8 protein-coding genes and 1 pseudogene are annotated in these 12,671 nt (G+C 62.9%); 8 read left to right on the forward strand and 1 reads right to left on the reverse strand.

Annotated elements, in window-relative coordinates; translation table 11 throughout:
- Positions 1-151 precede the first annotated feature (151 nt).
- The 5 genes from pgaA (at position 152) to AB5Y92_RS13430 (ending at position 7,490) form a co-directional block, all read left to right on the forward strand.
- Positions 152-2,536: a poly-beta-1,6 N-acetyl-D-glucosamine export porin PgaA gene (gene pgaA, locus AB5Y92_RS13410; RefSeq protein WP_368226955.1), complete on the forward strand. Its 2,385-nt coding sequence runs from the start codon at positions 152-154 to the stop codon at positions 2,534-2,536.
- The gene (gene pgaB / locus AB5Y92_RS13415) at positions 2,536-4,494 is read left to right on the forward strand and encodes a poly-beta-1,6-N-acetyl-D-glucosamine N-deacetylase PgaB (protein ID WP_164536025.1); all 1,959 of its coding nucleotides are present in this window, start codon (positions 2,536-2,538) and stop codon (positions 4,492-4,494) included. Before pgaA ends, pgaB begins: the two co-directional genes overlap by 1 nt.
- Positions 4,491-5,741 carry a poly-beta-1,6-N-acetyl-D-glucosamine synthase gene (pgaC, locus tag AB5Y92_RS13420; protein ID WP_368226956.1) on the forward strand — a complete coding sequence of 417 codons (1,251 nt, stop codon included), beginning with the start codon at positions 4,491-4,493 and terminating at the stop codon, positions 5,739-5,741. Before pgaB ends, pgaC begins: the two co-directional genes overlap by 4 nt.
- On the forward strand, positions 5,728-6,042 hold the full coding sequence (locus tag AB5Y92_RS13425; protein ID WP_368226957.1) for a hypothetical protein: 315 nt from the start codon (positions 5,728-5,730) through the stop codon (positions 6,040-6,042). Before pgaC ends, AB5Y92_RS13425 begins: the two co-directional genes overlap by 14 nt.
- A gap of 155 nt (positions 6,043-6,197) precedes the next feature.
- The gene (locus tag AB5Y92_RS13430; RefSeq protein ID WP_368226958.1) at positions 6,198-7,490 is read left to right on the forward strand and encodes a ferric reductase-like transmembrane domain-containing protein; all 1,293 of its coding nucleotides are present in this window, start codon (positions 6,198-6,200) and stop codon (positions 7,488-7,490) included.
- Positions 7,491-7,496: 6 nt separating this feature from the next.
- On the opposite strand, the gene AB5Y92_RS13435 is transcribed toward AB5Y92_RS13430, so the two are convergent.
- Complete coding sequence (locus AB5Y92_RS13435; RefSeq protein ID WP_368226959.1) at positions 7,497-10,664, reverse strand: S41 family peptidase; 3,168 nt, start codon at positions 10,662-10,664, stop codon at positions 7,497-7,499.
- 279 nt (positions 10,665-10,943) lie between these two features.
- On the opposite strand from AB5Y92_RS13435, the gene AB5Y92_RS13440 reads away from it, so the two are divergent.
- The 3 genes and pseudogenes from AB5Y92_RS13440 to AB5Y92_RS13450 all read left to right on the forward strand — a co-directional run bounded on the left by AB5Y92_RS13440 (position 10,944) and on the right by AB5Y92_RS13450 (position 12,589).
- On the forward strand, positions 10,944-11,423 hold the full coding sequence (locus AB5Y92_RS13440) for a murein L,D-transpeptidase family protein (protein WP_031227763.1): 480 nt from the start codon (positions 10,944-10,946) through the stop codon (positions 11,421-11,423).
- A gap of 120 nt (positions 11,424-11,543) precedes the next feature.
- Positions 11,544-12,251, forward strand: a complete 708-nt coding sequence (locus AB5Y92_RS13445; protein ID WP_005348822.1) for an AzlC family ABC transporter permease — start codon at positions 11,544-11,546, stop codon at positions 12,249-12,251.
- Position 12,252: 1 nt separating this feature from the next.
- Positions 12,253-12,589: pseudogene (locus AB5Y92_RS13450) on the forward strand (AzlD domain-containing protein).
- Positions 12,590-12,671: the final 82 nt, after the last annotated feature.

Raw genomic sequence — 12,671 nt, forward strand, 5'->3', positions numbered from 1 at the left:
AGGTGTGGCCGTTGCCCGCCTTTCACCCTCGAAATCAGCACACAAGTCAGGAAGCCCTCTTGCTCGTCAGGCAGGAGCGGACGGGTGTGTATATCCGCATGGCCGTGCAGGGACGATACGACCAGCGTTTGTTATGGGTGGTATGTTGCGAATGAATCGCATCTTTTTGATGTTGGCGCTGCTGCCCCTGCTGGTGTGCGCCAGTGAGGTGGACAGAGTGCGTGAAGCCTGGGTGATCAAGGCCCGGGCGGGAGAGCTGGATGCGGCAGCGCACGGGCTGGATGCTCTCTATCGACAAAGTGGTGATGGCAAGGTGCTCGATGACCTGATTGCCGTGCAGCTGTGGCGGGGTGATCGCAAGGGGGCGCTGGCCGCCTGTGAGCCGTGCGAGCTCAGCCCCATCAGCAACAGTACGCTGGAAGGGGTGGCACGTGCCGCCCGCGACGAGAAGCGCTACTCCGAGGCGATCAGCTATTACCGCATCCTGCAGGGACGCGATCCTGCCAACCGCAATGGCTGGCTCGGGCTGTTTCTCACCGCCAGTGATCAGGGCAACCGCGAGCTGGCCCGCCACGCTGCGGGTGAATATGAGGCCAACTTTGGCCGCGATCAGGCGATCCTCGAGGCTCGCATCTATGCCGCCCGTCAGGGTGAGGACCCCATGGGTGAGCTGCTGGCCCGTCAGCAGTGGCTGGAGCTGGAGCCGGATAATCCCGAGCAGGTGTTGGCGCTCTATCGGGTAGCGGTGAGCCTGGGGGCAGGCCCTGCGGCTGCAGACCTGATGGGCCGTTACCCCAAGCTGTTCAAACCGGTCGACCGGCTCTGGCTCGACTACTACCAGGCGGTCAATCTGCTGCGGATCTCGGCCCAGACCGAGGATCCGGTGCTGGCCCGCCGCTCCCTGACCCGCACGCTGGCGCTGCAAGAGCGGATCCTGGCCCGCGCCCCCCACGATCATGTGCTCTATATCAGTGCCCGCCGAGATGTCGTGGTGACGCTGGTGGCCCTTGGCGAGTTTGCCCGAGCCGAACGGGAGTCCGCTACGCTGCAGGCCGAGGGGCCATTGCCTGACTATGTGCTGGAGGCGCGCGCCGATGCACTGGCCGGGCTGGGGCGGGTGGATGAGGCCTCCGTGATTTACCTGCAACTAGCGACCCCTGCACGGGCCAAAGACAAACGCCTGCTGGAGAAACGCTTCTATGCCTATTCGGATGGCGAGCGCTATGGTGCGGCACAGGGTCTGCTGGCTGGTTGGCAGGAGCCACCGACTCGCTGGGATTTCACTGGCAACATGCGGATGGCCAATGACGACTACGAGAAGGTATTGCAGCTGAAAACCTTGCTGCAGGCCTGGCGTGGTGAGGCGGGTGCGGCAGAGCAGCAGTTGGAAGGGTGGCTGAAGAGTGCGCCTGCCAATCCCTGGCTCTGGCTGCAACTGGGGGATATTCGCCGCTGGCGGGGTCATCCCGACGGGGCCGAGCAGGCGTATCGGCAGGCCGTGCGCTGGCTGCCAGCAGGACGCACCGTGCTGGCCGAGCCGGGTCGCCTCAACGCCCGGCTCGACAAGGGGGACTGGCAGGGCACGCCGCAGGCCGTGCGCACCCTTGGCAACCTGACCCGGGATCGTCAGGAGTTACAGCAGCGGCTGACTCTGGAGCAGGCCCCGCAATTTGTCACTGACCTGACTCATGGCCGCAACGAAGGGGGCTCGGTGCAGGCCAGCCGTGACTGGAGCTACGACAGCCGCCTCTACAGCGCTCGTACTGATGGCGGTGATCGACTGCTTGTCCGCCGTCAGGGCAGCTTTGGCGAGTTCGACCAGCAGCCCGAGCGCGCCGCCTATACCGGGCTGGGGGCCGAGATTTTTTTCTACCCGCTGCAACTGACGCTGGAGGGGGGCGTGGGCAGTGAGCTCAACCACAAAGGCTATCTCTGGAGTCGCCTCGATTGGCGGCTGGATGATCACTGGACATTGGGTGCAGCCATCAATCTCAACAGTGCCGACACCCCGCTGCGGGCATTGGCGCGTGGCAACTACGCCGATCAATACCAGCTCGATCTGGGTTGGCGTCAGGATGAGACCCGCGAGGGGGCACTGCGACTGGAGCAGATGGATATCAGCGATGGCAACCGGCGACTGACGGCCTCTGGCTGGCTGCGTCAGGATCTCTGGCGCCGGGATCGCTGGTGGTTCGATACCACCTTGCGTGGTGCCACCTCCCGCAACGAGGCGTTGGAAGTCGACTACTTCAATCCCTTGCAGGATCGCAATCTGGAGCTGGAGCTGGCGGGGCGCTACCGGCTGCCGCTGGATGGGCGTCGCTCCCTGCTGCAGAGCCTGATCATGAGTGGTAACCACTACTGGCAGCAGGGCTATGGCAGCGATCAGGGGTGGCAGCTCAGCTATCGCCATGACTGGATCCTCTCTCCCGCTCTCAGCCTGGGCTATGGCCTGGGCCGCCGTCAGGCCATCTATGACGGCAATCCCGAGTTCGGAAATTTCATCTTCGCCAATCTGCAATGGAGTTTCATGTGATGAGACGCTGGCTTGCTCCTTTCGTTTTGCTGCTTGCACTGCTGCCTTCGTTGACGCAGGCAGCCCGGCAACCCGATGACTATGTGGTGCTCTGCTACCACGATATCGTCGATCTGAAATTGACCCCCAACCTCAAGCTCTATCCCCAGACCATCCGGCGCGACACCCTGATCCGCCACTTCAACTGGATCAAGCAGCAGGGTTATCACCCGGTCAGCTTCCAGCAGATCCTGGATGCCAAAGCGGGCAAAGCACAGCTGCCGGAGAAGGCGATCCTGCTCAGCTTCGACGACGGCTACGAGAGCTTCTACCGGCTGGTCTATCCGCTGCTCAAGCTCTACAACTATCCGGCGGTCTTTGCGTTGGTGGGCAGTTGGCTGGATGTTGCCGATGACAAGATGGTCCCGTACGGCAATGACAAGCTGCCACGCAGCTACTTCGTCGGCTGGCCTCAGATCCGCGAGATGCAGGACTCCGGACTGGTGGAGCTGGCCTCCCACACTTTCACCTCCCACTACGGGCTGCTCGCCAACCCGCAGGGCAACGTGCAGCCGGCGGTGACCACCGCAGGCTGGAGCCAGAATGGCTACGAGAGCATGGCTGACTATCGGGCCCGGATAAAAGCCGACTTCGACGCATCGGCCAGTCAGCTCAGGGAGCAGACCGGTCGGGCACCACGGATCCTGGTCTGGCCCTACGGTGCCTTCAACCAGACTGCGCTGGATCTCGCCCGTGCGGCGGGGATGCCCTACACCTTCACCCTGGCGGAAGGGCTCAACAAGCTGAGTGACTCGGGCAGCACGGTGCGCCGCTATCTGCTGGAGGAGGACACCAGCCTCGAAACTCTGGACGAGATCATGGGGGGCAATACCTGGGAGCGGCAGGTGGAGCGGTTGGTGCACGTGGATCTGGACTATGTCTATGACAAGGATCCGCAGCAGATGAACAAGAATATCGACATGCTGCTGGACCGGATCAAGGGTTACGGCATCACCACCGTCTATCTGCAGGCCTATGCCGATGACAACGGCGACGGGGTAGCGGAGGCGCTCTATTTCCCCAACCGTCATATGCCGGTCAAGGCAGATCTCTTCAATCGGGTCGCCTGGCAGCTCAAGACCCGGGCCGGGGTCAAGGTGTTCGCCTGGATGCCGGTGATGGCCTACGACATGGGGCCGAACCATGCCTATGTCACCGACAGCCGTACCGGCGCCCCGGCCAAGGGGCAGTATCTGCGCCTTTCGCCCTGGGATCCTGCCAGTCGTCAAATCCTTTTGGATATCTACGAGGATCTCGGTTTTTACACCAAGTTCGATGGCCTGCTGTTCCATGACGACGCCTTCCTCAGCGACTACGAGGGGCCGATGTCGCTGGCTCGCACCCCGGATGCGCTGCAGGCGCAAGGGGAGCAGAAGACGGATCTGCTGATCGATTTCACCATGGCGCTGCGCGATGCCGCCGCTCGTTACCGGCAAGGGGGAGCCGACGGTCTCAAGACTGCCCGCAACATCTATGCGGCGCTGGTGACCGAGCCGCAATCCCAGCAGTGGTTTGCCCAGAGCATGGCGGCGTTTGCCAAGGCCTATGACTACACCGCCGTGATGGCTATGCCCTATATGGAGCAGGCAGAAAACCCCGACGAATGGCTGGCCAGGCTGGCGGAAGATTCGCTGGCACAGGTACCGGCCAATCGGCTGGTGTTCGAGCTGCAGAGTCGCAACTGGCGTACCGACCGGCCCATCCCCGATGCCGAGCTGGCGCGCTGGATGGAGATCATCCAGCGCAAGGGGGTGACCAACTTTGGCTACTACCCGGACGATTTCCACAACAACCAGCCGGATCCGGCGGTGCTCAAGCCGGTCTTCTCGGTGCAGACCCAGCCTCAGCCGGCCCAGCTGCCGGCGACGCCGGTTGCTGTCAGCGGCGCTGCGGCCACCCACGGGGAGGCGATGCGGTGACGGCGCTTCTGGAAGGGATCGCCATCTTTACCCTGGCCTATCCCAGTCTGATGGCCATGGTGTGGGTTTGTGGCGGTCTCTATTACTACTTCCAGTGGGAGCGGCGGGATATCGCGCTGGCCAAGCGGGGGCTGGAGCTCCCCTATTACCCCAGAGTGACCCTGATGGTGCCCTGCTACAACGAGGGGGCCAACGTCGAGGAGACCATCGGCCACCTGCTGCGCCAGCGCTATCCCGATTTCGAGGTGCTGGCCATCAACGACGGCAGCAAGGACGACACAGGCGCGCGGCTGGATCGATTGGCACAGCAGGATCCGCGCCTGACCGTGCTCCACCAGCACAATCAGGGCAAGGCGATGGCGCTCAACAACGGGCTGGCGGTGGCCAGCGGGGAGATCCTGGTTGGCATCGACGGGGATGCGGTGCTCGACTATGACGCGGTGCGCTGGATGGTGAAGCACTTCATCGAGAGCCCGAGAGTCGGGGCGGTCACCGGCAATCCGCGGGTACGCACCCGCTCCACCATCATCGGCAAGATCCAGACCGGCGAGTTCAGCTCCATCATCGGCCTCATCAAACGGGCCCAGCGGATCTATGGCACTGTCTTCACCGTCTCCGGAGTGGTGGTGGCTTTTCGCAAGCAGGCGGTCGAGGCGGTCGGTGGCTGGAGCAATGACATGGTGACCGAGGATATCGACATCAGCTGGAAGCTGCAGCTTGCCGGCTGGCTCATCCACTATCAGCCCCAAGCGCTCTGCTGGGTGCTGATGCCGGAGACGGTACGCGGTCTCTACAAGCAGCGGCTGCGCTGGGCGCAGGGGGGGGCCGAGGTGTTTCTGCGCTACGGGTTGCAGGCGATGCGCTGGCGCAACCGCCGCTTCTGGTTGCTGCTGCTGGAGTATCTCTCCAGCGTGGCCTGGTGCTACAGCATGTTGCTGCTGGCGCTGATCTGGCTGATTGAGCCTAACGTGAGCGGACTGGCAGTGGGTCATCTGTTCCAGTGGACCGGGGTGATGATGACCGCGATTTGTCTGGTGCAGTTCGGGGTCAGCATCTTTATCGACAACCACTACGACAAGAGCATGGCCCGCAGCTTTATCTGGTGCGTCTGGTATCCGCTCATCTACTGGCTGCTCAATCTGTTGACCGTGGTGGTGGCGGTGCCCAAGGCGATCCTGCGTCGTCGTGGCCAGCTGGCGGTGTGGGAGAGTCCTGACAGGGGGGAGTCGTTCCGTGACAAAACATAAGCTGGCGAAGGAGATGATCATCAGCAACGGTACCCGGCGCAGCTGGAAGTATCGGCTGCGGGATCTGCTGATCCTGCTGGTGACCTGGGTCGGCTGGATTTTTCTGGCCCTGCAACCCTGGCTCAACTATCTGGAGGCGGAGGAGGATGAGAGCTTTATCGGCTCGCAGGATGCCATCGAAGTGGGGCAACTGTTTCTTGCCCTGCTGTTCGGCATCTTCCTGCTGATCCACTCCTGGGCAAAATACAACAGGCTGCTGCACCGGTTGGTGGGCAAGCGAACGGCCTCGAAAGCGCCGTAATCATGAGGGGCCATTCGGCCCCTCTTTTGTTGCCGTTTGTCACACATTGCCACACAAGCTTCCCCCTCTGGCAAAGTCTTGTGACCGGACGGGTGTGCAATGGTGCCATGAGCAGGGAGATGAGGCCCTGCCGCGATGGAACCAGGGAGCATGTTATGACGAACAAATGGATGTGGTGGCTGTTGCCGCTGCTGGCGGTCGGGGTCTGGTGGCTCGGTTATGCGGGGGATGCCAACGGGGTGTGGCCCTGGCGCCATGAGATGTTGTTACTGACCGGCCTGCTGGGGATGGCCTATATGGCGATTTCGCTGTTGCTGGCGTTGCGCTTGCCGCAGTTGGAAGTATGGTGTGGCGGTCTGGACCGGATGTTGCGATTGCACCGCCAGACGGCCATCGGCGGCGCATTGGCACTGACCGTTCACTGGCTGCTGGTGGAGGCCCCCAAGTGGGCGGTCTCGGCGGGTTGGCTGAGTCGTCCCGCCCGGCGTGGGGCCAGTGCAGCTGGAGCTGGCACAGGCAATGGCATCTCGCTCCATGCCCTTGGCGATACCCTGGGTGAATGGAGTTTCTATCTGCTGATCGCGCTGGTGGTAGTGAGCTTGCTGGCGCTGGTGAGTTATGGCCGTTTTCGGCTGATCCACCGGCTGGCCCCGATCATCTATTTGGCGGGGTGGGGGCACGGGCTCTGCCTGCTGCCTCAGGTGGGAGTCATGACGCCTGTTGGGGTATCGATCTGGTTGATCGGCGGGATCGGTGCTATCGGGGCCCTCTACTCCCTGCTGGGACAAGTGGGGGCGCGGGATCGCCATCCCGGCCGGGTCATTGCGGTGCGGGCGCTGGCGGATCAGACCTGCGAGCTGACCATGCAACTGGAGAGGCCGCTCGCCCATTACCGCCCGGGTCAGTTTGCCTTTTTCGAATTTGACGCCAAAGAGGGGCCGCATCCCTTTACCCTGGTGCGGGTGTCGGCGGATCGGCGCCAGCTGGTGATCGCGGTGCGGGCGCTCGGGGATCATACCCGTCAGCTGGTGGCAGAGGCGCGCATCGGGGATGGGGTGGTGGTGACCGGGCCCTATGGCGCCTTTGTCGCCTCGCAAGTGGGAGGTAGAGCCCTCTGGCTGGGGGCCGGGATAGGTATCACGCCGTTCGTCGCCTGGCTGGAGGGGCTGGCTGCCCGTGGGGAGCGGGGCGAGGGGATCACCCTGATCCAGTGCGCGCCGGATCTGGCGGGCGCCGTCTACCACCAGCGGTTGGCCGAGCTCTGTCATCGCACCGGTGTGCGCTACCAGCTGCATCTGGACAAGGCTGCCGGGCGGCTGGATCTGGCTCGCATCGCGCAGGATGCGCCCGAGCAAGTGTGGTTTTGCGGGCCGGAGGGGATGGCAGATGCCCTGACCCGGCTGTTGCCGGACGGGCATCTGCATCGCGAGCTGTTTCGCTTTCGTTGAGCGCAGTTATTTGGTGCTGGCTGGCAACTGCTTGAGGGCGGCCTGTACTGCGGCTTCCAGTTGCGGGTCGCGTCCCGCCACCATGTCGGCGGGGGTGAGGGGCACCTGCAGGTCCGGGATCAGCTCCTGATTTTCGTAGAAGGTGCCGTCCGGTTTGCGCAGCCCCAGGGTCGGAATGCCGTAGGAGAGTCCCGGGATCAGCCTAGAGTCGTGGCTGTAGACCATGGTGCCGGTGCCGGGCACCGGATCGCCGACGATGGGGCCGACCTTGAGGGCACGGTAGTACTCGGGGAAGGCGGAGCCTTCCGAGTAGCTGCCAGCGTTGACCAGCACCACCGAAGGCTTGGTCCACTGGCGAGTGGCGGCATCGGTTTCCCCCTTGCCCTGACGGGGCCAGCTGCTGGCCATCCCCTTGGCGCTGCTGCTGCCGGTCAGAAACTCCACCAGTGTATTGGCGAGATAGCCACCGCTGTTGAAGCGGACATCGACGATCAGCGCATCGCGATTGCGCTGTCTGCCGAGGGCATCCGCCACCACCGCATCGTAGACCTCGCTATTCATTGCCGGCAGATAGACGTAGCCGACCCGTCCTCCGCTCAGCCTAGCCACCAGCTCCCGCCGTTTCTCAATCCAGCGATCCTGTTGCAGCTGGTACTCCTGCTGTTTGTCGATGGCGGTGAGCACCACCTCGTCAGTTTGCTTGTTGCCCTCCTGCTGGAAGGTGAGGGTGAGCCGGGCACCGGCCTGATGGTTAAGGGCTCGATCCAGCTCGGCCAGATTGGCAATCGGGCTGCCGTTGATGGCGAGCAGGCGGGCGCCCGGGGCGATATCGCTCTCCTGATCCAGCGGGCCGCCAGAGAGCAGGGCGGTGAGCATCACCCCTTGCTCGCCATCCTGCCAGTAGCCGCCCAGGCTGGCGGTCTCGTCCGCCATGCGCGGGAAGGGGGCGGGGCCGCTGCCCCAGGTGTGGGAGACATTGAGCTCGCCAGCCAGCTCCGCCAACAGGTTGCCAAAGTCCCGCGGGTTGCCGATGCCCGGCAGCAGGCGGCGGTAAGCGGCGACATAGCTATCCCAGTTCACCCCGTTCATATCGTCCAGATAGAACTCGTCCCGGGTGAGTCGGGCGATCTGATCGAAGGCGGCGGTCATGCGTTCCTGCCAGCGGCTGGTGGGCTGCAAGGCGAAGGGGGCGCTGGTGGCCTCGCCGGAGTCGAGGTGGATCCGGGTGATCTCCCCATCCCGCACCAGGGTAGCCAGGGTGCCCTGCTGGTTGAGGCTTGCCAGCGCTGGGCCGGGCTGCTCGCCAAACAGTTCGCTGGTTTTGCCTTTGCGCAGATCCTGGCTGTAGCCCTTGATCTCGCTCTCGCTGTTGACCCCCATCTCCTCCACCAGATAGATCAGCTGGTCGCCGATGATGCGGCTGGCGAGCAGGGTACCGGTGGGTTGCAGCAGCAGCGCTTCGCGATGGTTGAGACGATCGCTCTCAAAGCCGTATCCCCCTTTCGGCGGCTCCAGCTCGGCAATCGCATCGGCTCTGGCGGCGCGGCTGCTGTAAATGCCGAGCAGGTTGGTGACGAGGGGCTCGCCATCGGGCCCCAGTGCGCCAAATCGGGTCGATTGCCAGTAGAGGATGGCGCCATCCTGGCTCCAGCCCGGTTGCCCATCCTGATAGCCGTTGAGGCTGACATTGACCGGTTTGGCCTTGGAATTGGCCGTGTCGATCACCGCGATCTCCTGCTCTGCCGCATCGGGGCGGAAGGTGAGCGCCAGATGGCGGGAGTCGGGGGCAAAGGCGAGATGCACCTCGTGGCGCGACGGGTTGAAGCTGGCAGGCACCAGCTCCTGCTGCTTGTTGCTCGCCAGATCCAGCAGGTGGATGGCCTGGCCATCCACCACGAAGGCGAGTTGCTTGCCGTCGGGGGAGAGCACCGGACGGCTGATCCCCTTGTCGGGAATGGCCAGCAGCAGACTCTCGGTCAGAGTGCCGGGATCGCTGAACAGCAGATCCGGATCCCCCTTGCGCAGGCGATAGAGGGCGGCGTGCCCCTGCTGCTCCGACAGATAGATGAGGGCGCGCCCCTGCTCGGCGAAGAGAGGGCTGGATTGCTCGCTCGGATCGCGGGTCAGCTGGCGCACCCGCTCCCGCTCGGGGTCGACGGCAAACAGGTTGCCCTCGCTCACCAGGATCAGCTCGTCCGCCTCTTCGCTGACCAGCGCTTCGTCTGCCAGGGTCAAGGTCTCGCTCGCCTCATCTGGCGTGCTCGCCACTTGCGGGGTGAGGGTCAATTTGCGCGGCTCGCTGCTACCGGCATCGAGGCGATAGAGTTCACCCAGCCATGACCAGACCAGATCACCATTGCGAGAGGCACTGAGCCCCCTCACCGGATGGCCCTGATAGTGGGTCAGCTGTTGCTCCTTGCCGCTGGCGAGATCCCGGCGCCAGACGTTGAAATCGCCGCTGCGCTCGCTCAGGTAAAAGAGGGTATCTCCCTTGTCGCTCCAGACCGGATCGGTAGCCGCCACCCGATCTTCGGTCAGCTGCTTGTGCTGCTTGCCATCAAACAACCAGAGACGGGGCACCGCGAACGAGTGCTGATGCTTGCGAAAGGGTTGATCCACCGCGGGCATCTGATAGGCGATCCGCTCTCCGTGGGGGCGGGCGAGAGTTGCAGGCAGCGGCAGATCGGCCTGCAAGGTGCCGCCGGTGATCGGGGTCCAGTAGAGCTCGCCCCATTGGTAGCCTTCCGCGACAAAATGGTCGGCATCGGGCGCCCCCAGGCGCTGGCTGCTCAGCAGCAGCCGTTTGCCATCGGCGCTGAAGGCTTGCGGCAGATCGGTGCGCGAATCGCGGGTGAGGCGCACCATCTCGCCGCCGTTGGCGGGTACCACGAACACATCTTCGTTGCCGTAGAGATTGGCGGCAAAGGCGAGCTGTTTGCCATCCGGCGACCAGATTGGCCGCTGGCTCAGGTAGTCGCTGCCGGTGAGCGCTGTAGCGGGGCCACCCTCGGCACTGGCGACAAAAATGCGCCCCTGCCAGGTGAAGGCAAGCTGCTTGCCATCGGGGGAGAGGGCGGGCTCGCGCAGCCAGAGTGCATCGGCGGCGACACTGGCGGGCAGCCAGAGCAGGAGTGGCGAGAACAGCAGGGTGGCGAGGCGGCACGAAGAGCGCATGGCATGATCCTGTCGGGGAGTGGAGTGTTATCTTCGCCGATCATTGCCCCGGGTGCCAGCGCGATAATTTTTTGTATCTTGTTGTTTTAACTGTTAATTACCAATGCCAAATGAGGGCGTTCAAGGAAGATGGCCTTGCTGCGGCAAGATATGTTTTGCCGGGCATATTGAGTATTGATGGCGATCCAATATCATGGCGCTCGCTCGCCGCTCGGCGGGCATCGTTCAGATGATCTGGTAACAAGAAAAGCCCGCACCAGAGGCTTGTCGAGGGATGGAATGAGAGCCGTATTACTGTGTTTGTTGGGGCTTTGGCCCGCATTGAGTTTTGCCTTGACCGAAAAAGCCGATTTGGTGGTGGTCAAGAAGTCGACCTATAGCCTGACCCTGATGAAGGATGGCAAGGAACTGAAGCGCTACTGGATTGCTCTGGGCCCGGCACCCAAGGGGCACAAGCAGCAGGAAGGGGATCAGCGTACGCCGGAAGGGCGCTACACCCTCGACTACAAGAAGACCAATTCCGGCTACTACAAAGCCATCCATATCAACTATCCGAACCTGGATGACATCAAGCGCGCCAATGAGCTGGGTGTTCGTCCGGGTGGCATGATCATGATCCACGGCCAGCGCAACAGCATTGGCAACCGCAGGGTTCAGCCCTCCAACTGGACCAATGGCTGCATCGCCATGCTCAATCACGAGCTGGATGAGGTGTGGGACGCCGTTGACCCGGGTACGCCCATCGTCATCGAGCCCTGATCCCCTTGTGCACGCCCGCGACTCCGCGGGCGTTTTATTTCCCGCCAGTGATGACGTGACAGCGCTTGCTGTCCCGTGCTAGTTTTTTCGGCTCGCTTTGGCTGTGACAAGGAAGATCACATGATGTCAGTAACGAGCGTGCCCGAGCGAACGGGGATGCTCTGGTGGCGTGCCACACTGGATATGCTCCCGCTCTCCATTTCGGTGATCCCCTGGGGGATCCTGTGTGGCGCTTTGGCGTTGCAGGCAGGGCTGAGTCCGCTTCAGGCTCAGCTGATGTCGTTGCTGGTCTACGCCGGAGCCGCCCAGCTCTCGGCCACGACCCTGTTCGGGGCGGGCACGCCCCTGCTGCCCATCATGGGCTCCACCATGGTGATCACTTCCCAGCATCTGCTATACGGCTTCACCTTCCGCCGTGACGTATTGCCGCTCTCCCTGCGCTGGCGGGCCAGCCTTGCTTTTTTCCTGACTGATGAGATGTTCGCTGTGGCGCTGAAAGACCGGGAGCGCAGCGGCCACTTTGATCCGGCCTACGCGCTAATCGCGGGATTCGTCTTCTATCTGTTCTGGAATCTGGCGACCCTGCTCGGCATCGCGGCCGGCCAGTACATCGATGGACTGGACAGCATGGGGCTGGATTTTGCCATCGCGGCCACCTTCATCGCCATGACCATTCCCGCCATGAAAAACTTGCCCATGGTTGCGGCCACTCTGGTGAGCGGCGGCACAGCGTTGCTTACCAAGCCGCTGCTGGCGGAGATCCACATCATCGTCTCGGCTCTGGCTGGCATGGTGGTGGGCTATGTGTTGCACCGGATGAGGAGGTAGCGTGAGCTGGCTGATGATTGGCCTGCTGGCCCTGATCACCTTTTTCAACCGCTTCGCCTTCTTTTCTCGGTTGACCCGATATCAGCCGGGTGCCGAGATGGGGGCGTTTCTCGGCTTCTCGGCCCAGTCGGTGCTGGCTGCAATCTGGTTGCCCATCGTCTTTAGCTACGAGCCGGGGATAGGTCTTGACTGGGATCCTGACTACCTGACTGCCACCCTGTGGGTGATGCTCTTGACCCTGTTGCGGCTGCCGACTCTGGTTGTGGTGGTGGGCGGAATGGGGGGGCTTCTTTCTGCTGCGCTGGCTGGGAGGTATAGCCGAGCTCTTGCCTTTGTGAAGCGCGAGCCGTGATCTTGTGTAATGGATGTCATTATTCGACATCCGTCATGTCATGAATGTCACTTCAAAAAAAGCCTGCA

This window comes from Aeromonas sp. R1-1, assembly GCF_040908495.1.
In the GTDB taxonomy this organism is placed as follows: Bacteria; Pseudomonadota; Gammaproteobacteria; order Enterobacterales; family Aeromonadaceae; genus Aeromonas; species Aeromonas veronii.